This window comes from Kaistella yonginensis (genome assembly GCF_030409525.1).
Taxonomy (GTDB): domain Bacteria; phylum Bacteroidota; class Bacteroidia; order Flavobacteriales; family Weeksellaceae; genus Kaistella; species Kaistella yonginensis.
In genome coordinates this window covers 18364-44281 of sequence record NZ_JAUFQB010000017.1, presented here as the reverse complement: position 1 = coordinate 44281, position 25918 = coordinate 18364, and the positions used below count along the sequence as shown (strand labels likewise).

Sequence of the window (25918 nt, the reverse complement as noted above, 5' to 3'; positions counted from 1 at the left end):
TATCAAACTAATTTTATGGTGTTTTCAGTTCAAGGTAATTTTACAAATCCTTATCTTTGTTTCTTTATGAAAAATACAGATCTTTTAACCCTTATTAGTTTTGCACAAAATAAAAATCAAAAAGCGCAGACCCAATTAATCAATTTGTTTTGGGTAGATGTTTTTAGTTTTGTGATGAAGAAAGTTCAAGATGAGCACGCAGCTGATGAACTCACCGTATCGATTTTTTCAAAGGTACTATCAAAATTAGATTTGTTCGATCCTAATTTTCAATTTAAAACCTGGATTCTTACCATTGCTCAAAATACAATTATTGATTATTGGCGCAAGAAATCGCGAGAAAGTGAAGACTCTACAGATAACTTCGATGGTTTTAAAAATCACCTCGCACTTTCTCCAGAAGAATTGCTTATTTCAGAAGAAGATGAAGAGCAGATCCTGTCGATTATCGAAAGTTTAGATGCGAATTATAAAGATATTATTCAACTTCGTTTTTTTGAAGAGAAGAGTATTAAAGAAATTGCCGAAGAACAGAATATCACCATCGCCAATACGAAAGTCAGAATTATGCGTGCAAAGAAACTCCTGGCTGAATTATTGAAAAATAAAGAATTCGAGGATTAATACCTACATTTCCACTTTCTTTAAATTTCTGCCAGAATTAATTCAGGATTGGAATTTCATCCAAAGAGTTGTAAATTTGCTTATTATTTTTAAAAATGAACGAAACTCCCATTGATACCATTACTCAAAAACCAAAATGGATTCGCGTAAAACTTCCGACCGGAAAAAACTATCGTGAACTGCGAACCTTGGTTGATAAATATAAATTAAACACCATTTGCCAAAGTGGCAGCTGCCCAAACATGGGCGAATGCTGGGGCGAGGGAACGGCCACCTTTATGATTCTGGGGAATATATGCACCCGAAGTTGCGGATTCTGCGGGGTGAAAACCGGGAAACCTTTAGAGGTTAATTGGGACGAACCAGAGAAAGTTGCACGCTCCATAAAATTAATGAAAATTAAACATGCCGTTTTAACCTCCGTGGACCGCGATGATTTAAAAGATATGGGCTCTATTCTTTGGGCAGAAACCGTACATGCCGTGCGTCGTATTTCTCCCGGAACTACCATGGAGACTTTGATTCCAGATTTTCAGGGAATTACCAAACATATCGATCGCTTGATTGAAGTTTCTCCAGAAGTTATTTCCCATAATATGGAAACTGTTAAAAGATTAACCAGAGAAGTGAGAATCCAGGCAAAATACGAGCGCAGTTTAGACGTTCTCCGTTACCTAAAAGAAGCCGGACAAAATCGTACGAAAACGGGCTTAATGCTTGGTTTAGGGGAAGAAAATGCAGAGGTTTTCCAAACGATTGAAGATATTAGAAAAGCCAATGTGGATGTGATCACCATCGGTCAATATTTACAACCCACCAAGAAACATCTGCCCGTAAAAAAGTTCGTTACGCCCGAAGAGTTTAATGAATTCGGTGATTTTGCACGCAGCCTGGGCTTTCGCCATGTAGAGAGTTCACCGCTGGTAAGAAGTTCTTATCATGCAGAGAAACATATTCATTGAAAGCAAAAGACATTTTAAATAACCAAAAAAACATGGGGATTTCATTGCTTTTTTTAATAAGCCCGTAGGAGAAATTCTTATCTTTAAAAATTATTTGAATGTCCGTAATTAGCCATCATGGTCATTTCATTGCGAAATTTTCGAAGTGAAATCCCTAATAGAGTAGTTGCATCAGGATCGTACCCAATCTTTGTGACTGCTGCATTTGAAATTTGAATATAAACGGATATAAAATTAAATTCTTATGAAAATTATTAAAATAGCATTTGTTTCGTTGCTGTTACTCTTTGCTTTCTCTTGTCAGGAAGGAAAAAATGAACAAACAGTGTCTGGGACTCAGTCAACAAGTTCGGGTCCGATTAAAACAGAAATTATTAGTTATAATATCGATGGAAGAACACATAAATCTTTTATCGCTTATCAGGAAAATGGCATTGCAAAACCAGTGGTCATGGTTTTACCAGAATGGTGGGGAGTAACCGATTTTGTAAAAGAGCGGGCCGAAAAATTAGCAGAGTTAGGCTATTTTGCGGTGGCAGTTGATTATTATGGAGAAGGTAAAACCATCGATAATCCAGAGGAAGCCGCTAAAGTTTCCTCGCTATTTTATAAAATTCCAGTGAATGCCAAATTGGCGTTTGACCTTGCCAAGAGACAGGTTTTTAATTATGAGGATGCAGACTCTGGTAAGATTGCAGCGATTGGATTTTGCTTCGGTGGGGCGCAAGCTTTGAATATGGCGCGCTTGGAAGATGATTTAAAAGGCGTAGTGTCTTTCCACGGAAATTTAATGACCGGAATTAAGCCTAGAAATAATAAGGTGAAAATACTGGTCTGCAACGGACAAGCCGACAGTTTTGTGCCTGCGGACGAGATTGCTGCCTTCAAAAAGCAAATGGATTCTGCTAAAATAGACTACCAATTCATCGATTATCCCAACGCCCTGCATTCATTTACGAATCCCGAAGCAACCGCAATTGGCAAAAAATTTAATTTGAAAGTAGCCTATAATAAAGAAGCCGATGAGAAATCCTGGGAGGATATGAAGGTTTTTTTAGCCAAAATTTTTAAATAAAATTTTATAAAATATTAAAAATTCCCTTTCATTTTTTGGAAGGGAATTTTTAATTCAAGAGTTTTCAAATTTCAGTCTACGTAATTCTGCATTCTTTTTATTCTTAGTGGCTAATTAAATTTGGTTGAAGAATGTTTTTTTTAACCAATTCCTAATGGATAGAAAATTTTGATAAATTTTAAACAGACTCTTAAAATTAAAGTTTTTTCACAGGTATTTGATGCTGGGGATTCGCATCATTTTAACCTTTATTTCAAATATTTGCCTTCCAATCAGAATGTAAATCTAATCTTAAGTGCCTGCTTTCTTAATCGTAATTCTTTAAATACACCTACTGTACTATTCGTAAGTTTCAAATTAAGTGATTGTTACGTTTTTATAATTTTCTATATTCATGAATTCTGCAAGCCTATTTCTTCTTTTAAAGGGTAGGATAAACGATGTTTGTATTTAATTAAAAATGAAATTATAAATATTATGAAGAAATTTTACACCCTTGCCCTTGGAGTTTGTACGTTGACCTTGTTGAAGGCTCAAGTAACAGATCTTGGCAGTTATGTTCAAGTTACCGATGTGTCTAATTATGGAGTTGCTGTTGGTAATGTATACGGAAGTGCTTTTTTTATGTGGTCTGAGGCGAATAGTGGGATGATCATTGCAGAGTCTGGAGAGAATGGCGTTTCCGGAAATGCCAATATTTCAGCTGACGGTGCTGTAATTTCTATGGCAATCCCTAATCCTACTAATAATAACAAAGAAGAAGCAGTTTTATATGACGTCGCGAGCGGAAATTTTAAATTTCTAGGCCATCTGGGCGTTTCTTCTGGAGCAGATACTTCTTCGGCTTGGGGAATGTCTTCTGACGGAAAAAGCATCGTTGGATTTTCTTGGAATACTGCGTCAAAAGGTGAAGGGGTTTACTGGAAAGAAGGTCTGCCAATTGCAGGTTTGGGGAGTACCGTTCCCACCAGAAGTTCACGAGCTGATGCGGTGAGCGCAGACGGTTCTGTAATTGCAGGATGGCAGGATGCCAGCAATGGGGTCCGCCAAGGTGCGATTTGGAAAAATGGCGTGCAGCAACTTCTTAGAGATAATGATGGAAACATCTTGGGAGCAGCCTCTGCGATAAGTGCTGATGGAAAAACCGTTGTTGGAATAAAAAATTCTACAGGGGAAGGTTATATCTGGAATGAAACAGATGGAACCATATTTTTAAGCAGCGATAATTCTGATTTTATTACCAGCATGTCTGCCATTTCTGATGATGGTAAAGTGGCTCTAGGATTATCTTTTGATCCTACGCAAAGTATTTTGATGGGCGAAGGTTTTATTTGGACAAAAGAAGGTGGAAAAGTTAATTTGAATGATTATGTGGACACCTTAGGTTTTGATGATTTAGGAATTACACTCGCTATTCCTACAGGTATTTCACCAGATGGAAAATATATAGGTGGTATCGGTGCTAATTATGCAGAAAGCGATGCGAAAGGTTTTTTAATTAAGCTTCCTGGAGCGCAGTTGGCTACACAGCAAGTTGTTGCTTCAGACAAATTCAGCGTGTATCCAAACCCAGTAAAAGATATCGTAACGATTAAGACTTTAGCGAAAGTTGAATCTGCAGAATTGTTCAGTACAACCGGTCAATTGGTGTTTGCATCAAAACACGTTGTAAACAACCAAATTGATCTTTCACAAGTGAGCAAAGGTCTTTATATTCTAAAAGTGCAAACAAATAAAGGAGCTCAAACAATAAAAATAATTAAGAACTAATGGTTAACTGAAAAAAAATCAATCCTTTATAAAAAAGTACAGCTGGTTTTTCAGCTGTACTTTTTTTATCTCCAAATCAAGATGAAAATTAAGACTCTTTGAAATATTTTCTCAATTTCCAAGCCATTTTTTCGTGTTCCTGCATTAATCCATTTAAGAAATCAGCGGTACCAGCATCATTGTGATCTTCTTCAACCTTGTCTAAATTATCCCGCAATGATTTCACGATGGTTTCGTGGTCAGCCACCAATTCTTTGAGCATTCCTTGCGTATCAGGAACTTTCCCCGGTGTTTCTTTCAGCTGCGATTCTTTTGAAAATTCAGAAGTGGTCCCAATTGCAATTCCGCCTAAGGTTGCAATTCGTTCTGCAACTTCATCTACGGCCTCTGCCACAGCATCATATTGGTCTTCAAATAATAAGTGCAATTCCATAAAATTGTCACCGGATAAATTCCAATGAAATTTTCTTAATTTAATATAAAGCACATTTCCATCGGCCAAAACTTTATTTAAAATTTTGTGTACTGCAGTTAAGTTTTTTTGTGTAATTCCTAAGTCTGGTTTCATAATTTAAATTTTAATGAGTTAATATTAATGATGATTATACGTGTAATTTTCCTTCTCTTCCATCGTCGTTATCCGTTTTTGAACCCGTAATTACTGCGGTAGCGAAATGAAGCATCGACACAAATTTGCCAACTTTAGGTTCCCAATAATAGGTTTCTTCTGGAGTAACCCGAATGATAGATACGTTCGGATCGTCTTTACCATCAAACCATGCATTGGCCATGATACTCCATTTTTCTTCGATGGTGGCTTTGTCTTTATAAATGAATGCTCTTCCTAAAATCGAAAGATATTCTGAATCACTGTTGTTCATAAAATAAAGTTGAACGCGGTTGTCTTCTTTAATGTCAAAGTTTTTGTGGCTTTGATCACTGCTGATGAACCATAAATTTCCGTCTTGATCGGTTTCTTTGAGGCTCATCGGTCGGGAAGAATTGGGAAGCTCATTTAAATCCGTACAAAACATACAGATTCTGGCACTTTCAGAAAGTTTTTTTAAAGTTTCAATCGCTTCTTTTTGGGTTAAATTTTCGGTAGACATATTTTTATTTTTAATAATGATTTTAAATAGATTCATTTAGAACGAGTGAAAACCTATTTTTTTAAGATGTTCAATTAAATTCATAAAACAAACCATAATTACCAAAATCGTATTTTAATACGTTAAAGTTTTCTTAAATAATAATATTCGGTAAAATAACCCAGTGTATGTTGCTGATTTAATACTGCGGCGTGGTTTTTGTTTTTATTGCTCAAAATTGTATTCCATGGATTTAAAATCAAATGAACCTTTTTGGTTGGTCAAGAATGGCTTGCTATCATCCTATCCATCTCTTAAACAAAATGAACAATGTGAAGTCCTTATCATCGGTGCTGGAATTACTGGAAGTCTCATTGCGCACCAAATGCTGGCAGAAGGTTACAAAACCATTTTAATCGATAAAAGAGAAATCTGCAACGGAAGTACTTCCGCCACAACATCCATGTTGCAATATGAAATTGATGTACCACTCTATAAACTCAAACAACAAGTTGGCGCAGAAGGGGCAATTGCCAGTTATAGAGCTTGCTCTGATTCGATTGATCAACTCGAAAAAATTTCAAAAAAAATAAAATCAAAAGCAGGTTTTCAGCGGAAAGATTCCCTTTATTTCGCCTCCAAGAAAAAAGATGTTTCTTGGTTAAAAAAAGAATATGCTGCTAGAAAAAAAGCGGGCTTGGAGGTGATATGGTTGGAGCCAAAACACGTTGAAAAAAAGTACCACTTACAAAAAACCTACGGTGCAATATGGTCTAAACAAGGGGCGAGTGTCGATGCTTTTAATCTCGCGCATGAGCTCTTGGAATTCAATGCAAAGAAAGGTTTAAAGATCTTCGATAAAACGGAAATGAAATCAGTGAAATATCATCCTGATTTTAATGAAGTACTGTTGGCGAGTGGTTTTACAATCAAGGCGGATAAAATTATTTACTGTATCGGTTACGAGAGTAAAAATCTTATTAATGAAAACTTCGTTCAGCTGAAAAGTACTTTTGCGATGGTTTCTGAACAGGATCAAATTACCCATAAAAACTTTTCAAATACCCTTTTCTGGAATACAGATGAACCGTATCTCTATCTGCGCAGTACCGATGATAACAGAATTTTGATGGGTGGTGGTGATGAAGATTTTCAAGATCCCGAAAAACGCGATCAGCTTTTAAATCAAAAAGAAAAGAAAATTATCAAAGCCTATAATAAAGTTTTACCTTCGCAACCGTTTTATACCGATTTTGTTTGGGCTGGAACTTTTGGAGAAACGAAAGATGGTTTGCCCTACATTGGCGAACATAAAAAATTTAAAAACTCTTATTTCGTTCTCGGTTTTGGTGGAAATGGCATCACTTTTTCCGTAACGGGTATGGAAATGACAGCCGCTTATCTCAAAAATAAAAAACATCACTTGACGGAATATTTTAAATTTGGTCGTTAAAAAATTACAGTATGAAAAATCTAAACAAAATAACAATTCCTCTAGCAATAGGGATTTTTGCGCTCACCTTTCTCAGTTCTTGCTCGGTCGGAATTCCCAAAGGCGCAACTGCCGTACAAAATTTTGATTCTGAAAAATATTTGGGAACATGGTATGAGATCGCCCGTTTTGATTTCCGTTTTGAAAAAAACTTAAATAATGTAACTGCTACCTATTCCCCAAAAAACAATGGCAATATCAACGTTGACAACAAAGGATATGATTACGTGAAAAATGAATGGAAGCAAAGCATCGGTGAAGCCAAATTTGTTGAAAGTAAAAATAGTGCGCGCTTGAAAGTGTCTTTTTTTAAACCGATTTGGTCGGGCTACAACGTAATCGATATCGATGATGATTACAACTACGCCTTGGTTGCTGGCAATAATCTGGATTACTTATGGATTCTTTCCCGAGAGAAAAAAATACCAGCTGAATACAAAGAGCGGTTTTTAGCAAAGGCTAAAAGTATCGGCTACAATACCGATGAATTGATTTGGGTGGAACATGATTAATAAATTTTAATTTTCGTTGTCAATGCAAACAAAGTGAAGCAATGCGCTCAATAATTATGAATTCACGACAATGAATCTCATCTTAGCAGCAAGACTGTTCCAATCGTACTGCAAACCTCTTACCTATACAAGACTGAATCATATTGCAATCGATGGAATAAAATTCAGTATTTTTATACTCTAAATTTTTTTATGAAAGCTGTACTTATCACCATCGGTGACGAAATTTTATCGGGAAATACCGTTGATACCAATTCTAATTTTATTGCCACCGAACTGAAGAAAATCGGGATTCCTGTGGCGCAGATTTTTACCATTTCAGATGAAGTCGAAAGTATAAAACAAAGTCTAAAATCTGCTTTTGAACGCGCAGATATGGTCATTACGACCGGCGGTCTCGGCCCCACAAAAGATGACAAAACTAAAACCGCCTTCAAAGAATATTTTAATGATGAAATCATTTTAGATCCAGAAACTTTTGCTCATCTTGGTCGGTATTTTGAAAAAAGAGGGCGTGCTCATCTTTTAGAATTAAATAGGTCACAAGCAGAAGTTTTAAGCAAAGCTATTGTTTTTCAAAATGACTTTGGCAGTGCACCTTGTCAGCTAATTCAGGAAAATGGTAAAATGGTGTTCAGCTTACCTGGCGTTCCTTTCGAAGTGAAACCCTTGATAAAAGATAAAATAATTCCCTTTCTCACAGAAAAATTTGGGTTAAATCATATCGTTACGCACACGGTTTCTGTGGTCGGTATTCCGGAAAGCTTACTGTCTGAACAAATCGAATCCTGGGAATTGGCGTTGCCAAAAGAAATCTCGCTCTCTTATCTTCCCGTGGGAAATCGGATTAAATTGAGATTGACTTCGCAAGGAAAAAACAAGAAAACGCTGGAAAAAAAGATTAGTAATGAAGTAGATAAACTAAATCCTTTAATTGGATCCCATGTTATTTCTTGGGATGGAGATGATATTCAGGAAATCTTACAAGAAATTTTAAATAAAAAAAAACTCACCATTTCTACAGCTGAAAGTTTTACAGGGGGTGAATTATCGAAGTTGTTGACTTCAATTCCTGGCAGTTCCAAGTATTTCCTCGGTGGCATGGTCGCTTATGATGCGTACAAAAAAATTGAAATATTGGGTGTTTCCGAAAAAACGATTCGTGAAAAAACCGTGGTATCCGCAGAAGTAGCTCAGGAAATGAGTTTGGGTGCTCAGAAATTATTCAGAACGGCGATTTCTCTTTCTACAACGGGAGTTGCTGGGCCAAATACCGATGAGTTTAATAATGAAATTGGCACCGCTTTTTATTCAATTCGGATTAATGAATTTGAAAAGACCAGCCGTATTCATTTGCCCCATTTCGAAAGAACTGATTTTGTGAGTTTCGTTTCGCAGCGGGTTTTGCAAGATTTGGTAGAGATTTTAATTCGGGAAAACTATTAATTTATGAAATCTTAAAGTTCAAAAATCAAATCCTCCGTAAAGGCAATACATTCAAAATCCTGGCAACACTGCGTGTCTAAACCTGTAAATTTACTGAAGGCGGGCAGTATTATTTGATTTTCCGCTATGCGAAAACAGGGGAGTCGTACCGATTTTCTTTTTTCTAATTTTACCATAACCCCAGGATGAAGATGTCCTGAAATAGAAAAGCGGGTGTCCGTATTTTCGGGTATATGAATAAAGGTGAAAGGTTTTTTAAATAAAAAATCTTCGATGATTACAATATTTAAATTGCTTAAAAAACTCGCATGACGAAGATCATGATTTCCTTTGATTACGGTTATTTTTAATTCGAGTTTATGCTTACGCCAGATTTCAAACAGCTCAAAATCTGTATTTTTTCCTGCATGTAAAAAATCGCCAACCACCAGCAATTCTTTGGCTTCAAAATGCTGAATTAATTCATCGAGTCTCTCCAAATCATCTTCTAAAATATCCGAAGGCACTGGTATTCCGTTTTTTCGAAAATAGGCGGTTTTTCCTAAGTGTAAATCGCTAATAATAAGCGAGTTGTTTTTCTCCCAAAATAAGGCGCGCTGATTGGTAAAGATCAATTTTTCGTTTTGTACAGTTTTTTCTAGGGTGTGCAAAGTCATTTTTTCATTTTCTTTTTCATGGCGTCCATTTTCATTCGTAGAATTCGGGCTTTTAAATCTTCGCTGCTCAAGCTTTGGCGCAAACTGTCGACTTTAATGGGAAAACTCAACGGGGTAAAGGTATTTGAATTTTTAATAATAATCTCACTTTCATGAATCCGTTCGAAGGATTTAACCAATCTGGCTTCGTCTATTTGCTGGTAGAATACTTCGGAAAAGGCCTGTTTTAATAACAAATTCTCGGGATCATAATCCTCTAAAACATTAAATATTAGTCCAGACGACGACTGCAGATTTTTATTGTTTTTCTGCTGTCCCGGATAGTTGCGAATTACCATTCCAGAAATAACGGCAATGTCGCGAAACTTTCGTCGGGCCATTTCGGTGGAATTTACCGATGCCATTACATCACGCAGCAAATTCTCTTTGGAAAGTATTTCGTGAATATTTTCTTCGGTCAAAGGGATTTCTAGTTTTGAAAACAATTCAAATCCATAATCATTCATGGCGATGGAGAACGAAATAGGGGAAATTCGTGAAAGTCGATACGCAATTAAAGCCGACATGACTTCATGAATTAATCTACCTTCAAACGGATACATAAACAGATGATGACCCTCCCGCGTTTTAATCCGCTCTACCAAAAATTCTTTTTCAGTCGGAATGTGCGAATGTTCTTGCTGACTGACCAACAGCGGATGTAAAAACCGCAGTTCTTTTTCCGATGTTTTTGCATGCAACGATTCTGAAAGTTTCTGTCTTAAAAAAACACTTAAATAAGAAGACAGGGGCAATCGTCCACCCAGATAACTGGGGACAATTCCCTTACCACTGGAGTTCCGAACATAAACTGTCATTTCCTTGACGTGTGAAACTTCAAGTACTCGTCCAGCCAAAATGAATTTATCATTTTTCTTTAATTTGGAAATGAAATACTCTTCAATCATTCCAATATATCCACCGCTGAAAAATTTGACTTTCAACATAGAGTCACTTACAATCGTACCAATATTCATGCGGTGCAGCATCGCGATTCGCCGGGAAATCACTTTATACAAATTGTTTTCGATGACGACTTTATGATATTCTTCGTAGTTTTTTAATTTCCCACCGATGGTGATAAACGTGAGAATCCACTTCCATTCTTCCGCAGAGAGTTGTTCAAAAGCATTGGTCTGCTTAATTTGATGAAAGGTTTCTTTTTCGTTAAAACCTTCTCCAACAGCCAAGGTCAAGAGGAATTGAAGCAGAACATCATAACTTAAAACCAAGGGTTCACGAGGTTCAATTTTATTTTGTTTAACGGCTTCTTTTAAGGCTGCCACTTCAATAAGTTCTAAAGAATGGGTGGGAACAAAATAAATTTTGGAGGTTTCAAACGGTGAATGTCCGCTTCGTCCAGCGCGCTGTAAAAAACGTGCAATCCCTTTGCTGGAGCCTATTTGAATAACAGTGTCTACGGGTTTGAAATCAACTCCTAAATCCAAAGATGAAGTGGAAATCACGGCTTTTAAATACCCTGAAGATAGATTTTCCTCAATCCAAATTCGAATATCTTTATCAACCGAACTGTGGTGGATTGCGATTTGTCCGGCAAAATCTGGATGCGTATTTAACAAAACCTGATACCACATTTCGGCCTGACTTCGCGTATTGGTAAAAACCAAAGTAGTCTTACTTTCCAGAATAATCGGGATGATTTTATCAGCGAGTTTGGTTCCTAAATGGCCGGCCCAAGGCAAAACTTCAACATCATCAGGAAAAACCGATTGAATTTCAATCTTCTTTTTTTCTTTGGCGACGATTTTTGTTTTTTTAATAGGATAGGGAATCAGCACTTGCAAGGCTTGATCTAGATTACCGATGGTTGCCGTAATTCCCCAAATTTTTAATTTTTCCTGATAACTGAAAATTCGCGAGACTGCAAGTTCTGTCATGACTCCCCGTTTGGAACTGAGCAATTCATGCCACTCGTCAACCACGATGCAGTGTAGATTATTGAAAAATTTTTGATGCTGTTTTTGGGCGAGCAATAAATGCAGACTTTCCGGAGTAATTATTAAAATGTCCGGCATTTTTCTGGTTTGTTTTGCGCGAACGGCAGTTGGTGTATCTCCATTGCGGACGGAAACTTCCCAGTCCAAACCAATTTCCTCCAAAGCTTCGGTCATCGCTTTCGCAATATCTTTTGCTAACGCTCGCAATGGCGTAATCCAAAGCAGTTTCATTCCGGGTTTGTAATTTTCCGGGTGGTTCATATAATCGATAATGACTGCTAAAAATACCGAAAAGGTTTTCCCAAAACCTGTAGGTGCGATGACCATTCCCGAGTAATTCTGCGAAAACTTATACCACGTTTCCGACTGAAAACCGAAAGGTTCACGGTCTTTTTCATCCATCCATTTTTTGATGATTTGAAATCCGGTCGAATTCTTAAATTTTTCGGTCATTTCGGTTTAAAATCTAGTGATTTAAGTAATCAATTTTTTAATTTCTTTCAATTCATCAATTTCTGCGACGGTTTTATCACGCCGCCAACGAACAATTCTGGGAAATCTTAATGCCACGCCACTTTTATGCCGACTGCTGAATCCAATTCCTTCAAAGGCAATTTCAAAAACCAGTTCAGGTTTTACGGTTCGAACCGGACCAAATTTTTCAAGGGCATTTTTATTCACAAACTTGCTCACTTCCATGATTTCTTTATCGGTTAAGCCCGAATATGCCTTTGCAATGGTGACGAGTTGATCTTCATTTTTAACGGCAAAAGTATAATCCGTGTAATAACTGCTACGTCGTCCCGAGCCTTTTTGAGCATAAATTAAAACAGCATCAATCGTCAGCGGACTGACTTTCCATTTCCACCAATCGCCTTTTTTTCTACCCGCATGATAACGAGAATTATTTTCTTTCAGCATCAAACCCTCTGAGTTGTTGTCTCGAGAATTTTCCCGAACTTCCGCTAAACCTTCCCATGTTTCAGCATGAACAATTTCTGAAATTCTAATTCTTTCAACTGGGGAGTTTTGAATTAAAGTTTCTAAAAGTAATCTTCTTTCAGATAAAGGTTTTTCTCTTAAATCCGCAAATTCCAGTTCTAAAATGTCATACACGAAAATATGAACCGGAAGTTCTTCCAGCAATTTCTTTGGAATCGTTTTACGGTTTAAGCGTTTCTGTAATTCATTGAAATTTAGAACACGATTATCTTTAACAACGAGAATTTCGCCGTCAATTACAAAGTTTCCGACGACTTGTTTTAAAGCTGTCACGATTTCTGGAAACTGCTCCGTAACCAATTCCTCGCCGCGTGACCAAATGAAAATCTCGTCATTTCTTTTGATAAACTGTCCGCGAATACCATCCCATTTGAATTCTGCCTGCCAATTATTTCGGTCGCCCAAATCCTGAGTTTCTTTTTCTAAAGGATAGGCCAAGCAGAAGGGATATGGTTTGGAGTCATCTGGATTAATGTTGGTGCCCTGAATTAAATCGCTAAAAGTTTCATCTTCCATTTGCCATTTTCCCATTATGGAGTGCATTAGGATGTTTCCATCAACTCCCGAGAATTTGGAAAGTGCATTGATCAGTAGTTTTTTAGAAACTCCAATTCGGAAACTGCCACCTATTAATTTGTTGAAAATAAACCGCTCTACATGGTTCAATCCATTCCAAGACTGCTGCACATATTTTTTCTTTTCATCTTCTGTTTGATTTTTTAATGCAATTAATTCGGTCATCCATTGGGTCAAAGATTTCTCAATTTCATTTTCAGCCTGAGGCAGAATCAACGATAAGGTCTCGCCTAAATCGCCAACCGCTGAGTAGGATTCAATGAAAAGCCATTCCGGCAGTTGCGTTATTTCTAAAGCCCATTGTTTTAAAAGGTTGGTATTGACTGGTCTTTTCGGACGCTTGCCTGTAAATAAAGCCAAGAACCACAACTTGTCACTGGCGTTTGCGGTTTCCAAATAAGTAACCATCGCTTCTATTTTGGCGGTGGTTTTATTGGTGCTGTCGAGCGCATTGATGAGGTTGGCAAAATCTTTCATTCTTTTTCAATCATTTCTTTTTCCGCGATTTCTTCATCGCCGAAAATGGTTTTTAATTCTACGGCATTAATTCCGATCTCATTTAAATATTTTGAAAATACGGCGGTTTGTCCGTGAGTGACATACACTTTTTCTGCGCCGGTGGCTTTTACCGTATCGATTAACCCATTCCAGTCGGCATGATCAGAAATAGCGAACCCTGCATCTGCTGAGCGCCACCGTCGGGAACCCCGAACTTGCATCCAGCCGGAACAAAAAGCTGTGGCACGATTGGGTATTTTTTTTATAATATTTGACTCAAATAAGGCGGGAGGCAAAATCACGATTTCGCCATCTACGTGTTTCACGCTTTCCTGAAAATCCAATGTTTCATAAGCCGGTAGTTTGATCCCGACGGACTCCATTCCTTCATTTAATTTTCCAATCGAGCGGTGTACGTATATTTTTCCACTGTCTTCGATGGATTTCATTACCCGCTGCGCTTTTCCGAGAGAATAGCCGATGAATACAGAGGTCTTTCCATTTTCTCTGTTGTTCTGAACCCAGGATTTCATTAATTCTGCATATTCCTGCGGTTGTAACCAGTGATAAATAGGAAGTCCAAAAGTACTTTCTGTAATAAATTCATCACATCGCACTACTTCAAATGGTGTTGATAATCCGTCGTCATCTGTTTTGTAATCTCCCGAAAATACGATGACATAGCCTTTGTATTCCATTTTGATTTGAGCGGATCCGATAATATGTCCAGCGGGGATCATCGAAACTTTAACACCATTAATGCTAATTTCTTCGCCATAACCAAGCGTTTGAATCTCAATATCCGACCCAATTCGATGTTGTAAAATAGGTTTGGTAAAATGGTGACATAAATATTTTTTCATGCCCCAGCGCGCATGGTCGCCATGTCCATGAGAAATTACGGCAAAATCAACCGGCTTCCACGGATCAATATAAAATTTACCTGGGATGCAGTAGATTCCTTTGTTGGTGAGTTTTATAAATGTTTTTGATTTCATAGGATTCCCGGAAATATTTTGTTGTGATAAGTCGGTAAGGGTATTCAAATATTACACCTTTTTTCAATTTGGTAATAAATCGTACTAAATTATGATAATTAGAATTATTTTCGATGTTATAAAAATTGAAAGTACAAGAAATAAAAAGACGTAAAAACCGTTATTGGTACTGAATTTAATTTAAAATTATGAAAAAGATATTAGGAAGTTTATTGGTATTGGGATTTCAATTTTCCTTTGCTCAGTTAAGTAGAGATGTGGGAGAGTTTTCCTCTTTGAAAGTTTATGATAAAATTACGGTCGTGATCATTCCATCTAATGAAAATAAGGTTGAAAGCTCCAGCGATGATGCCAACGTAGAAACTGTCAATAAAAATGGGGAATTGAAAATCAGAATGTCACCGGCAAAAATTTTGCAGGGAAATCAGGTGTCGGTCAAAGTGTATTATCGAAATTTAAATGCTATTCAGGCAAGTCAGGGTTCATCGGTAAGTTCGTCTGAAACTTGGAAGGCAAATATGGTAAGCCTCACCGCAAATGAAGGTTCAAAAGTAAATGTAGGAGTCGATACGGGAAAGCTCACTGTGAAAACCAATTCTGGGGGTGAAATTGTAGTGACCGGAACAGCAGATTATCAAGATATAGTCGTGAATTCTGGAGGTAAATTCTACGGTCAGAATTTAGATTCTAAAAATGCCACGATTACCGCAAATGCTGGCGGAATTGCCGAAGTTTATGCGACCGAATCGGTCGATGCAAAAACCAGAGCTGGCGGTACTATTGATGTTTATGGTGATCCCAACGATCGTAAGTATAAAAATGTAATCGGTGGGAAAATCAATTTCAAATAAGTATAGAAAAGTCATTCAAGCCGAATGACTTTTTTATTTTTAGACTGTTGTAACAAATAAAATTATTTTTAGACTAAATAATAAAGTTGTCTCCATGAAAAATAGTAACCTAAGTATTTTGGCTTTTGCCGGATTGATTACTCTTAACTCCTGCGTATCAAAAGCGGTAAGTACACCAGAATCAGCAATTTCCACAGTAACCGTAAAAGAATTGCCAGAAAACGGCTTGGATTTTTCAACGTTTGATCAATCAATACGGCCACAAGATGATTTCTATAATTTTGTAAATGGAACTTGGATGAAGACCGCGACCATTCCGGCAGATAAATCAACCTGGGGTTCGTTTAATAAATTGGCAGAAGACACCGATAATAATTCGATGACCATTCTTCGTTCCTTATTAAATGACCAATTCGCTCCGGGCAGCGAAGGCAAAAAAATTCAGGATTTATATGCCACTTATATGGATATGTCTAAAAGGAATGCCGATGGGATTTCTCCCATCAAAGCTGATTTAGCAAAAATAGACGGTATTAAATCGCTGACCGATTTACAAAAATATTTAATCCAGGCCACTAAAAATGGCGAGAACCCTTTCTATGCTTGGGGTGTTTTTTCTGATTTGAAAGACTCGAAGATGAATGCCATTTACTTAGGAGACGCAAGTCTAGGCTTGGGTAGAGACTACTACCAGAAAGAGAATCCTAAAAACACAGAAACGGTGGCAAAGTATACCGATTATGTTGCTCAAATGTTGAATGTTTTAGGGTATAAAAACTCAGCTGCCACGGCGAAAAACATTGTAAGTTTCGAAAAAAGTATGGCGCAGACTTTACTGACCAATGAGCAAAGTCGAGATGCGACGTTGCAATACAACCCTCGCACGATGCCAGAGCTTTCGAAATTGGTAAAGAATATCGACCTGCCAACTTATTTGAGCGCGGTCGGTGTAAATACCGATCGAGCCATTATTGGTGAACTGAAATACTACGAAAACCTCGATCAGTTCATTAACAAAAAAAATCTTCCATTGCTTAAAGATTATATGAAATTTCATCTACTTTCTGGTAGCGCAAGCTATCTTTCCCAAGATTTAGATGATATAAAATTTGCGTTTTATGGTAAATATTTAAGAGGCCAGGATGTTCAGCGAGCCCAAGATAAAAGAGGTTTCGAATTAATTAACGGCAGCTTGGGTGAAGCGTTCGGAAAATTATATGTGGATAAATACTTTCCCGCTGAAGCGAAAGCACAAATGGTTGAGCTGATCGGATATTTGAAAAAAAGTTTTGAATCTCACATCAACAATTTGACCTGGATGTCATCCGTAACCAAAGAAAAAGCCTTAAATAAACTGAATAAATTTACCGTAAAAGTGGCTTATCCCGACAAGTGGAAGGATTATTCCACTTTAAAAGTACAATCAAAAGAAAACGGTGGCACTCTATACGGAAACCTTCAAAACGTTACCGCTTGGCAATATGACCGTGAATTAGAGAAAGTTGGTAAGCCTGTAGATCGCACAGAGTGGGGAATGACGCCACAAACGGTGAACGCTTACTACAATCCGGTGAACAACGAAATCGTATTCCCAGCTGCAATTTTACAACCGCCATTCTTTAATCCAAAAGCAGATGCCGCTATTAATTTTGGTGGAATCGGTGCCGTGATCGGTCACGAAATGACGCATGGTTTTGATGACTCCGGTGCCCAGTTTGATGCCGATGGAAACTTAGTTGATTGGTGGACTCCTGCTGATAAAGCCAATTTCGAAAAAGCAACCAAATCCCTGGCAGCACAGTATGATAAATACGAGCCTGTGAAAGGAACTTTTGTCAATGGAACCTTTACCAATGGTGAAAATATTGCCGATTTAGGCGGCGTAAATATTGCGTATGATGCTTTACAAATGTACCTGAAAGACCACGGAAATCCAGGAAAAATTAGTGGATATACGCAAGATCAGCGCTTTTTTATGAGTTGGGCCACCGTGTGGCGAACCCTTCAGAAGGAGGCCGCCTTAATCAATCAAATCAAAACCGATGAACATTCACCTGGTTTGTACCGCGCCTTCGGACCCCTTCTAAACACCGATGCCTTCTACAAAGCTTTCGATGTAAAAGAAGGAGATCAGCACTACGTAAAACCCGAAAACAGAGTCGTGATCTGGTAGCATATTTTGAAATTGCCCTGGAAAAATCACGCATTTGCGCTGTTTTTTTTGGCGTAACCTTCACTCGGGAATTCCGCCTCGTCTCCGAACGAGGCTCCATTCCCTCGTTCAGGTCGGGCTTTCCGCTGTATCTTTTTTATCCCACCACGAAAAGCTACCCCAATAAAAAAGGATGCCACTTCAATCCCTTACGCAATAGAGAATTGCGCGATTTGGTGGTTTGTTAATAATAAATAATCATTATCTTTACAATAATCTTAATAAAAATCAATAAAGTCTTATGAAAAGAATTACCATCGCAGCACTTGCTTTTGCGGGCGTTGTTTTACTCAATTCGTGTTCCACCACCACTGCTGCAACTGCACCAACAGAGGAAACACCTGCGGTTAATCCAGCATCGACCAAAGATGAAGGACTTAATCTTTCATTTATGGATACTTCGGTTCGTCCACAAGATGATTTCTTTAGCTATGTCAACGGAAACTGGATGAAAACTGCCGAGATCCCATCTGACAAATCAAGCTGGGGAAGTTTCAACGCTTTGAGAGAAGATGTTGATAATGCCTCTTTAGGAATTTTAGATATAATCTTGGCCGATAAGTTTGCGCCAGGTTCTGAAGGTCAGAAAATCCAAAATTTGTACGGAACTTTTATGGATTGGGACAAAAGAAATGCCGACGGAATTAATCCTATTAAAGGAGATTTACAAAAAATTGACAATATTAAAACAGTTGCGCAATTACAAACGTATTTAACAGAAGCAACAAAAACGGGCGACAATCCTTTCTACGCGTGGCGTGTGGGTCCGGATATGAAAAACTCTGTAATGAATGCAGTGTATTTGGGCGGAGCTTCGTTAGGATTAGGACGGGACTACTATCAAAAAGAAAACGAAGCCAACACCAAAACTTTAGGGGAATATAAAAATTATTTAGCCCAACTTTTTGAGGTTATCGGCTATGCAAATGCAGATCAAACCGCGCAGCGTGTTGTTGCGTTTGAAAGACAGCTCGCCAATGATATGTTGACCAACGAGCAGAACCGCGATGCAAATCTACGCTACAATCCAAAGACCTTACCCGAACTTTCAAAATTGGTTACGCATATTGATTTGCCGAAATATCTTCGTGATGCCACCGTAAAAACGGATAAAGTAATTGTTAGCGAAATTAAATATTATCAGAATATGGATTCTTGGATGAACGAAAGAACACTTCCGCTGATCAAAGAATACATGAAAGCGAGAATGGTTTCTGGGAACGCAGGTAATCTTGATAAAAAATTAGATGATTTAAATTTCAATTTCTATTCTAAATATTTACAGGGGCAACAGGAGCAAAGACCCATGAACAAAAGAGGTTTAGGCGTAATTAATAGCGTTTTAGGTGAAGCTTTTGGTAAATTGTATGTCGATCAGTATTTCCCGGCAGAAGCGAAAAAGCAAATGGAAATTTATATTGGTTATTTGAAAAAGTCTTTCAAACAACATATTGCTGACAACGATTGGATGTCGCCAGAAACAAAAGTGAAAGCGCAAGAAAAATTATCGAAATTCTCTGTGAAAATAGCATACCCAGATACTTGGAAAGACTATTCTAAGCTGCAGCTAATGGGTACTGCCGATGGTGGAACGTATTACAAAAACTTACAGAATATCACCGAATGGTCTTATGCTAAAAATTTAGCAAAAGTTGGACAGCCCGTTGATAAAACAGAATGGGGCATGTCACCACAAACCGTAAATGCCTATTATAGTGGTTCTAACAACGAAATCGTTTTTCCAGCCGCAATTCTTCAACCGCCATTTTTTAACTTCAAAGCTGATCCTGCCGTAAATTTTGGTGGCATTGGAGCGGTAATCGGTCACGAAATCGGTCACGGTTTTGATGATTCTGGTTCCCGATTTGACGGTGATGGAAACCTAAACAATTGGTGGACAGATGTTGACCGTAAAAACTTCGATGCAAAAGTGGGTCAACTTGCAGCGCAATACGATAAATATGAACCAGTAAAAGGAAGTTTCGTTAATGGAAAATTTACGAGCGGAGAAAATATTGGTGATTTGGGTGGTGTTGCTGTGGCGTACACCGCACTTCAAATGTATTTGAAAGATCATGGTAATCCAGGATTAATCAGTGGTTTTACACAGGATCAAAGATTCTTTATGAGTTGGGCAACCGTATGGAGAACCAAATCTACCGAGAAATATATGGTGAATCAAGTGAAAACAGATCCGCACTCGCCAGGTTATTTCCGAGCTTTTGGTCCCTTGGTAAATCAGGATTCCTTCTATAAAGCATTCGACCTTAAACCAACTGATAAATTGTACAAAGCGCCAAGTGAGAGAATAAAAATTTGGTAAAACTAAAATAGTGAACGTAAAAACCCTTTCAGCCTTTTAGTGGCCGAAAGGGTTTTTTATTTAATAATCGTAGGGCTTTATTTTTTTAATTTAGAATTATTCGCCAAAATAGAAATTCTTAAATTTGAGATTATTCCGATCTCATTTCAATAAATAGAAAAAATCATGAAACTCCATATCGAAAAAAACATCATCATTAAAAGCGCTGAAACCCGTGATTTCTTAGCTGATGCTTTTTATCCGGAAACGAAACATCAATTACCACTCGTTATTTTTGCCCATGGTTACAAAGGCTATAAAGATTGGGGCGCTTGGGATTTGATGGCGGAAAAATTTGCCGAAGCAGGATTTTTCTTTGTTAAATTTAATTTTTCGCACAATGGAACAACCGTCGAGCAACCAAAAGATTTTGCGGATTTGGAAGCGTTTGGAAACAATAATTTTTCAAAAGAAATGTCTGATTATGATGAGGTGTTGAATCATTTTTATCATCATCCTAAAGTTGACGAAGAAAAAATAACGCTTATTGGCCACAGCCGTGGTGGTGGAATTACCGTTATAAAAGCTTTCGAAGATGCACGCGTAAAAATACTAATCAGTTTAGCGGGCGTGAGTAATTTTAAATATCGTTTCCCCACCCAAGATCGGTTTGAAAGCTGGAAAAACCAAGGCGTGATGTATTCTGAAAACAAAAGAACACATCAACAAATGCCACATTACTTTCAATTCTATGAAGATTTTGAAAAAAATGAAAACCGCTTCGATATTCAATATGCTGCACAACATTTAGAAAAACCTTTTTTGATTGTTCAGGGAACAAATGATGAAGCAGTAAGAGACAAAGAAGCGACGCTTTTGAATGAATGGTGTAAAACTTCTGAGTTGGTTCTTTTAGAAAACGCGAACCATATTTTTGGAGCCAAAGAACCTTGGACTGAAAATGAACTTCCACAGGATTTAGAAAAAGCAACATTATTAATGATTAAGTTTATTAAAGGACACTTTTAGATTTCAATGTAAATAAAAATTAATATTAAATTAACCGAATGTTTTTTTATTTTTACCGACCAAAATTAAATATATGATATTCTTGTCGGTATTCGAATTTCCTGATTTTGCCCAACCGCAAATTTGGATCAGTCTATTAACCCTTACTTTTTTAGAGATTATTCTCGGGGTGGATAATATAATTTTCATCTCTATTATTTCGGATAAATTACCGAAAGAAAGACAGAAATTTGCTCGGAATTTGGGTTTGGCGTTTGCCATGATTTTCCGCGTTATTTTATTGTTGATGATTAACTGGATTATCGGACTGAAAGAACCGATTCTGACCTTACCTTTTATCGATGAACCAGGAACAGAATTACCATTAGCATTAAGTTGGAAAGATCTCATCTTATTGTTTGGAGGTATATTTTTAATTGGGAAGAGCACTTTTGAAATCCACGGAAAAATGCAGGTTTTTGATGATACCCACCGACCAAAAAAGGCAGCCTCCAGTTTAATGACAATCGTAATTGTTCAAATTATTTTGGTGGATATGGTTTTCTCGCTAGACTCAATTCTTACCGCTATTGGTTTGGTCGATAATGTCGTGTTGATGATTATCGCAGTGGTGATCTCAATCGGAATTATGATGGCATTTGCGGGACCAATTTCTGCCATTATCAACAAATATCCAAGTTTACAAATGTTGGCACTTTCCTTTTTAGTGGTAATTGGGGTGATGTTGGTCGCCGAAGGAATTCATCAGCATGTGAGTAAAAACATTATTTATTCTTGTTTGGCGTTTAGTTTAATGGTAGAAGTTCTCAATATTAAATTGCGAAATAATCAAAACAAAAAAGCGCTTAAATTAAATCCCGACTTGAATCCCGATCTAAGTCTCAAAGATTAAACCGGTACCTTTATTTTCGGTATAGCTTATTAAAAATAAAATCCTGTTTCATTGGAGACAGGATTTTATTTTTTGTTGAATGGTTGTTGATACTATTCTTTAATAATTTTGGTGGTGTACACCGCTTCATTTTCAGTGATTACTTTTACAATATAGATTCCAGGTTTTAAGGAGTTGAAAGAAATTTCTTTCTTTTCGGCAACCTGCGCAACTTTTTGTCCGATGGTGTTGTATACTTCTACCGTTCTGGTTTTTTCCCCTTGTGGTAATTCAATTTTCAAAATATCTTGAACGGGATTAGGGTAAGTTCTCCATTTTTTACTTTTGAATGATTCTACTGCAAGTGCGGTATTATTAATTTTAATTTGGTCGATATAAGCGGCACCACTAAAATTATCATGTAGAAAAGTTAATCCTTCGATATGGGCTTTCGTAAAATTTAGGCCTGTAAAAACAAGGTTTCCATCGATATAATATTTAATGGCATCTTCGGTAATTTCCGTTTTTATTTTATACCATTTATTCGCTTGCCAGGTAAAACTTGCATCTTCATAATCGTAATCTATACTGCTGATTAGCTCTAAATTTCCGGTGTAATTAAAGGAATACACGAAAACGGGTACAAATTCATCATCCACAATTCCATAGGTTCCAAATTCAAAGGTCGACCCATCAATTTCGTCGATGTAAACATCAAATTCTACATTTAAGTTTTTGTAGTTAAAAGCAGGACTTAATTCTTTTGCTGCTCCGAAAATGGGAAACCAGCCAAAATCCTCTGCTTCATCTACCGCAATCTTCATAGAATTACTGCCGTTTGAAGCGAATTCCGAAGAAATCGTTTGATTCGTAATGGGTTGATTGTCACTGTTTAAAGTGACTTCCCAGCCGTTCTGGTTGTGAATGCTGCCTAAATTAAAACCTTCCGATGCTTCGAAAGAAATCGTCTGCTGCGCTGAACATAAAAGGGAGGCAACTCCCAATGCCATAAAATAAAGTTTCTTCATATCAATAAATTTTTGCCCAATAATAAGGATAATAAATTAAATGGCTGTTTTAATTCTTGCTTCAAAGACCTTTATTTGATATGTTTTGGTCTATTTGAGTTAATCTTAAATTAAAATTATGAAAAACACTCTATTTTTGGGTCTTTCCGTATTTTGCGCTTCGATAATGATGGAGCAAAATACGGGTTCAACCACACAAAAAACGCAAAATGCAGCGAGCGTGGATTTACCGTATTCGTATGGTTTTGAAACTGCAGACCTCGATGAATGGTTCGTAACCAATGAAGGAACAGGAAATATATGGGAAAAAACGCAAGCTTCTGGTGCTACGCCAGATCCTTCGGAAGGAACTTATTATATGATGTATGAATATCATGATTTTAATATGGCAAATTCTTATCTCTATTCCAAAGGTCTAAATTTACAGGCTGGAAAAAATTTGACTTTAAAATTTGATTATCAAAGAATTGATGCGATATTCCCAGAAAAATTGGAAGTTAAAATCGGAACCGCTGCAACGGTTGCGGGTCAAACGCAACAATTGTGGATTGATGAGGCTATTGGAAATTATCCATATGAAACAGCGACCGTGAATTTTACAGTCCCAGCAGATGGGGTTTACTATTTGTCTTTCCGAGTGTTTTCTGATCCAGATCAGTTTTATTTAACCTTAGATAATGTAAAAGTTTTTGAAACCGCCCTATCCACAGAAAATGTTAAAACTTCAAGTTTTAACATTTTATCCAAATCCGGCAACTGATCTATTGACGATTTCTGATACATCGGAAATCTCAGTGATTGAAATTTATGATATTTCTGGTAAGAACGTACTCTCACAAGATTTGAACGTAAAAAAGACCGATCTTAACATTTCCAAATTAAAAACAGGAATGTATATTCTGAAAACGAATTCTAACGGAAAGTCACAGTCTTTTAAATTCATTAAAAAATAAAATTTAGCTTTCTTTAATAACAAAATCCCGACGCACCGTCGGGATTTTGATTTTTTTTACCCATCATAGCTGGGCTAATGATGATTTTATTTGATAATCACTTTTTTAGTTTGCAATTTTTGGTCCGTTTTCAGAACAATTAAATACACACCAGGTTGCAATTTTTGTCCTTTTGAGGAAGTCGCGTTCCAATCAATTTGATGTTTACCAGATATGTTTGATTTGCTAAAAATCGTTTTAAGGTTTTGACCTTCCATATTGTACAATTCCACTGAAACATTGCTGTTGTTCTTTAAATTAAATTGAATCGTGGCTTGGTTGTTAATGGGATTTGGATAAACACTAAAATCGTTAGATTCTTTTACCACACTTTCATTGGTCGCCAAAAGCGCGTTGTCTTTAACGATAAGGTGAATTCCTTTTCCTATAATTCGGTCAAATAAGATTTGATGTGCCGCATCATTCATATGGATATTGTCACCGGCATTATATTGTGGCAAGATTCCATTTCCATCTGCAACTCCGAAACCAGTCCAGAAGTCTACCGCTTTTGTACCGAATTTAGTATTTGTCGCCGTAACCATATCTAATTGAATTGTAAGATTGGTCGTATTCGTTCCAAATCCTCTAGGTTGTGGCGTTGTAACCCAAACAGGAATATTTTGAGCGGCAGGTGAAGCGGTAATCAAATCGTAATTTTGTAGTTGATCTGCGACAGGGTAGCCACTAGCAGCATCGTTGGAAGGCATATTAATGATAATTCCCCCAGGATTTAAACCCATTGCTTTTGTAATATTACGTTCGGTATCAATCGTTCTGGTTACTCCAGAAGGAATTGGTGTTCCCGTTGGTAAAATATTGTAGGTTGCAAACCCGCCTAAAGCCAAATTGGTAATGCTGTATCGTGTATCCATCTCGGTTAAATATTTGGTGTATTTATTTACCCAAGCATTTTCAGGTGAAGAAGGGCCAGTTCCTGCGGCGGTAGAAGAACCTAAAACGACTATTTTAAAGATTTTATTATCATTCGGAATGATCGAGAAATTAGCATCACTTTGATCAGTCAGCGTTTCTCCAGTTATTTTAATTTTTGCAGTTGAAGTAACTGAATTTGGGACCACCAAATTATAACTTTGTTGATTGGCCGGTGCGGTTGCAACAGAAGTCCAAGTTGATCCACCATCGGTCGAAAGAGCGACATCTAAATTGGTGATGTTGGCACTTGCCCATTGAACTTTCACTGTTTTACCTACTTCCCAAATATGACCCCCATTAGGATAAACCAAGTTTAACTCCGGTGTTCCTCCCCCGATAACGTAAGGAGTAGTCGTGCTAATCAGTTCTAAAGCATTTAGGTAATAAAAGCCATTGCTGTTGTTATTATTGGGGCCTTTTTCTGCTTTGAAAGTAATTTTCCCAGCAGCATCAGGTTTCATATTCATTACATAGGTCGTAAGTGAAGTATTGTTTGACGCATTTAAAGCCGTTACTTCAGTACTAACACCAGTTACCGTAAATTGAGTTTCGCGATTATCCGATACCCCTGTTCTTGAACTGAAAATATTGAACGTGTAAAATTTGTTAACATCAAGACCAGACAAGGTGAAACCACCCGTCGCGTTGATATTTCCGTTGAAAGCTACAGCTTCGCCAAAAAAGCTATCTCTCGTAGAAGATGCAGGGAAAGGCAAAGCCGCATTTGGGGAAGTTGTTCCGGCGGTATTTACCAAATCGAAAGAATCGTCAATAAGTAAATTTATCCCAGTTGCCGCACCAGAATTGGTAATTAAATTTACACTGATACCTTCTTGGTTTAAGGAGGTTGCTATTACGTTGTTCCAGTTCCCAGGAGTTGCTGTTGACGCGTTTCCGAAGTCGATGTACGTAAATTCTTGACCATATAATATGGCAGAAAATAAAAGGAGTAAAATTTTAAGAAATTTCATAGAATGGTATTTTTAAATTAGGTGATAAAG

General features: G+C 37.3%; 22 protein-coding genes. 14 read left to right on the top strand and 8 right to left on the bottom strand.

Translation table 11 applies throughout. The features are described from left to right. Positions 1-66: 66 nt before the first annotated feature. The 4 genes from QWY78_RS06130 (at position 67) to QWY78_RS06115 (ending at position 4431) form a co-directional block, all read left to right on the top strand. A complete protein-coding gene (locus tag QWY78_RS06130; RefSeq protein WP_290217597.1) occupies positions 67-624 on the top strand; it encodes an RNA polymerase sigma factor in 558 nt (185 codons plus the stop codon). Positions 625-719: 95 nt separating this feature from the next. Next, positions 720-1586: a lipoyl synthase gene (lipA, locus tag QWY78_RS06125; RefSeq protein ID WP_290217595.1), complete on the top strand. Its 867-nt coding sequence runs from the start codon at positions 720-722 to the stop codon at positions 1584-1586. A 244-nt stretch (positions 1587-1830) separates the two neighbouring features. Continuing rightward, positions 1831-2661 (top strand): dienelactone hydrolase family protein, encoded by an 831-nt coding sequence (locus QWY78_RS06120; protein WP_290217593.1) that lies wholly within the window; start codon positions 1831-1833, stop codon positions 2659-2661. A 477-nt stretch (positions 2662-3138) separates the two neighbouring features. Beyond that, the gene (locus QWY78_RS06115; RefSeq protein WP_290217591.1) at positions 3139-4431 is read left to right on the top strand and encodes a T9SS type A sorting domain-containing protein; all 1293 of its coding nucleotides are present in this window, start codon (positions 3139-3141) and stop codon (positions 4429-4431) included. 88 nt (positions 4432-4519) lie between these two features. Here QWY78_RS06115 and QWY78_RS06110 read toward each other — a convergent pair whose 3' ends face one another. Continuing rightward, entirely contained in the window at positions 4520-4999 is a 480-nt protein-coding gene (locus QWY78_RS06110) for a Dps family protein (protein ID WP_290217589.1), read from the bottom strand. Between the two features lie 34 nt (positions 5000-5033). Beyond that, positions 5034-5540 carry a pyridoxamine 5'-phosphate oxidase family protein gene (locus QWY78_RS06105; protein WP_290217587.1) on the bottom strand — a complete coding sequence of 169 codons (507 nt, stop codon included), beginning with the start codon at positions 5538-5540 and terminating at the stop codon, positions 5034-5036. Between the two features lie 226 nt (positions 5541-5766). Between QWY78_RS06105 and QWY78_RS06100 the strand changes: the two genes are divergently transcribed. The 3 genes from QWY78_RS06100 to QWY78_RS06090 all read left to right on the top strand — a co-directional run bounded on the left by QWY78_RS06100 (position 5767) and on the right by QWY78_RS06090 (position 8969). Beyond that, positions 5767-6972, top strand: coding sequence for an NAD(P)/FAD-dependent oxidoreductase (locus tag QWY78_RS06100; RefSeq protein ID WP_290217585.1), 1206 nt, complete (start codon positions 5767-5769; stop codon positions 6970-6972). Between the two features lie 11 nt (positions 6973-6983). Further along, on the top strand, positions 6984-7523 hold the full coding sequence (locus QWY78_RS06095) for a lipocalin family protein (protein WP_290217583.1): 540 nt from the start codon (positions 6984-6986) through the stop codon (positions 7521-7523). Between the two features lie 192 nt (positions 7524-7715). Continuing rightward, complete coding sequence (locus QWY78_RS06090; protein ID WP_290217581.1) at positions 7716-8969, top strand: CinA family nicotinamide mononucleotide deamidase-related protein; 1254 nt, start codon at positions 7716-7718, stop codon at positions 8967-8969. Positions 8970-8980: 11 nt separating this feature from the next. Here the strand turns inward: QWY78_RS06090 and pdeM are convergent, their stop codons facing one another. The 4 genes from pdeM to QWY78_RS06070 are packed head-to-tail and all read right to left on the bottom strand — an operon-like array spanning position 8981 to position 14696. Continuing rightward, complete coding sequence (pdeM, locus tag QWY78_RS06085) at positions 8981-9625, bottom strand: ligase-associated DNA damage response endonuclease PdeM (protein ID WP_290217579.1); 645 nt, start codon at positions 9623-9625, stop codon at positions 8981-8983. Then, the gene (locus QWY78_RS06080; RefSeq protein WP_290217576.1) at positions 9622-12075 is read right to left on the bottom strand and encodes a ligase-associated DNA damage response DEXH box helicase; all 2454 of its coding nucleotides are present in this window, start codon (positions 12073-12075) and stop codon (positions 9622-9624) included. Before QWY78_RS06080 ends, pdeM begins: the two co-directional genes overlap by 4 nt. 21 nt (positions 12076-12096) lie before the next feature. Further along, positions 12097-13677: an ATP-dependent DNA ligase gene (locus QWY78_RS06075; protein WP_290217574.1), complete on the bottom strand. Its 1581-nt coding sequence runs from the start codon at positions 13675-13677 to the stop codon at positions 12097-12099. After that, on the bottom strand, positions 13674-14696 hold the full coding sequence (locus QWY78_RS06070; protein WP_290218071.1) for a ligase-associated DNA damage response exonuclease: 1023 nt from the start codon (positions 14694-14696) through the stop codon (positions 13674-13676). The genes QWY78_RS06075 and QWY78_RS06070 overlap by 4 nt, the downstream gene beginning before the upstream one ends. Positions 14697-14884: 188 nt before the next feature. On the opposite strand from QWY78_RS06070, the gene QWY78_RS06065 reads away from it, so the two are divergent. From QWY78_RS06065 to QWY78_RS06045, 5 genes are all read left to right on the top strand, one after another. Beyond that, a complete protein-coding gene (locus tag QWY78_RS06065; protein WP_290217572.1) occupies positions 14885-15547 on the top strand; it encodes a head GIN domain-containing protein in 663 nt (220 codons plus the stop codon). 94 nt (positions 15548-15641) lie between these two features. Beyond that, on the top strand, positions 15642-17720 hold the full coding sequence (locus QWY78_RS06060; protein ID WP_290217571.1) for a M13 family metallopeptidase: 2079 nt from the start codon (positions 15642-15644) through the stop codon (positions 17718-17720). A 280-nt stretch (positions 17721-18000) separates the two neighbouring features. Continuing rightward, positions 18001-20082 carry a M13 family metallopeptidase gene (locus QWY78_RS06055; RefSeq protein WP_290217569.1) on the top strand — a complete coding sequence of 694 codons (2082 nt, stop codon included), beginning with the start codon at positions 18001-18003 and terminating at the stop codon, positions 20080-20082. A gap of 165 nt (positions 20083-20247) precedes the next feature. Next, entirely contained in the window at positions 20248-21090 is an 843-nt protein-coding gene (locus QWY78_RS06050; RefSeq protein ID WP_290217567.1) for an alpha/beta hydrolase family protein, read from the top strand. A gap of 73 nt (positions 21091-21163) precedes the next feature. Next, positions 21164-21982, top strand: coding sequence for a TerC family protein (locus QWY78_RS06045; RefSeq protein ID WP_290217565.1), 819 nt, complete (start codon positions 21164-21166; stop codon positions 21980-21982). 92 nt (positions 21983-22074) lie between these two features. On the opposite strand, the gene QWY78_RS06040 is transcribed toward QWY78_RS06045, so the two are convergent. Beyond that, positions 22075-22989 (bottom strand): T9SS type A sorting domain-containing protein, encoded by a 915-nt coding sequence (locus QWY78_RS06040; protein WP_290217563.1) that lies wholly within the window; start codon positions 22987-22989, stop codon positions 22075-22077. A gap of 118 nt (positions 22990-23107) precedes the next feature. Here QWY78_RS06040 and QWY78_RS06035 point away from each other — a divergent pair, with 118 nt between their 5' ends. Both QWY78_RS06035 and QWY78_RS06030 read left to right on the top strand, forming a co-directional pair. Then, positions 23108-23749, top strand: coding sequence for a hypothetical protein (locus QWY78_RS06035; RefSeq protein WP_290217561.1), 642 nt, complete (start codon positions 23108-23110; stop codon positions 23747-23749). Beyond that, positions 23703-23942, top strand: a complete 240-nt coding sequence (locus QWY78_RS06030) for a T9SS type A sorting domain-containing protein (protein ID WP_290217558.1) — start codon at positions 23703-23705, stop codon at positions 23940-23942. Before QWY78_RS06035 ends, QWY78_RS06030 begins: the two co-directional genes overlap by 47 nt. Positions 23943-24028: 86 nt before the next feature. On the opposite strand, the gene QWY78_RS06025 is transcribed toward QWY78_RS06030, so the two are convergent. Next, on the bottom strand, positions 24029-25888 hold the full coding sequence (locus tag QWY78_RS06025; protein ID WP_290217557.1) for an SGNH/GDSL hydrolase family protein: 1860 nt from the start codon (positions 25886-25888) through the stop codon (positions 24029-24031). Positions 25889-25918: the final 30 nt, after the last annotated feature.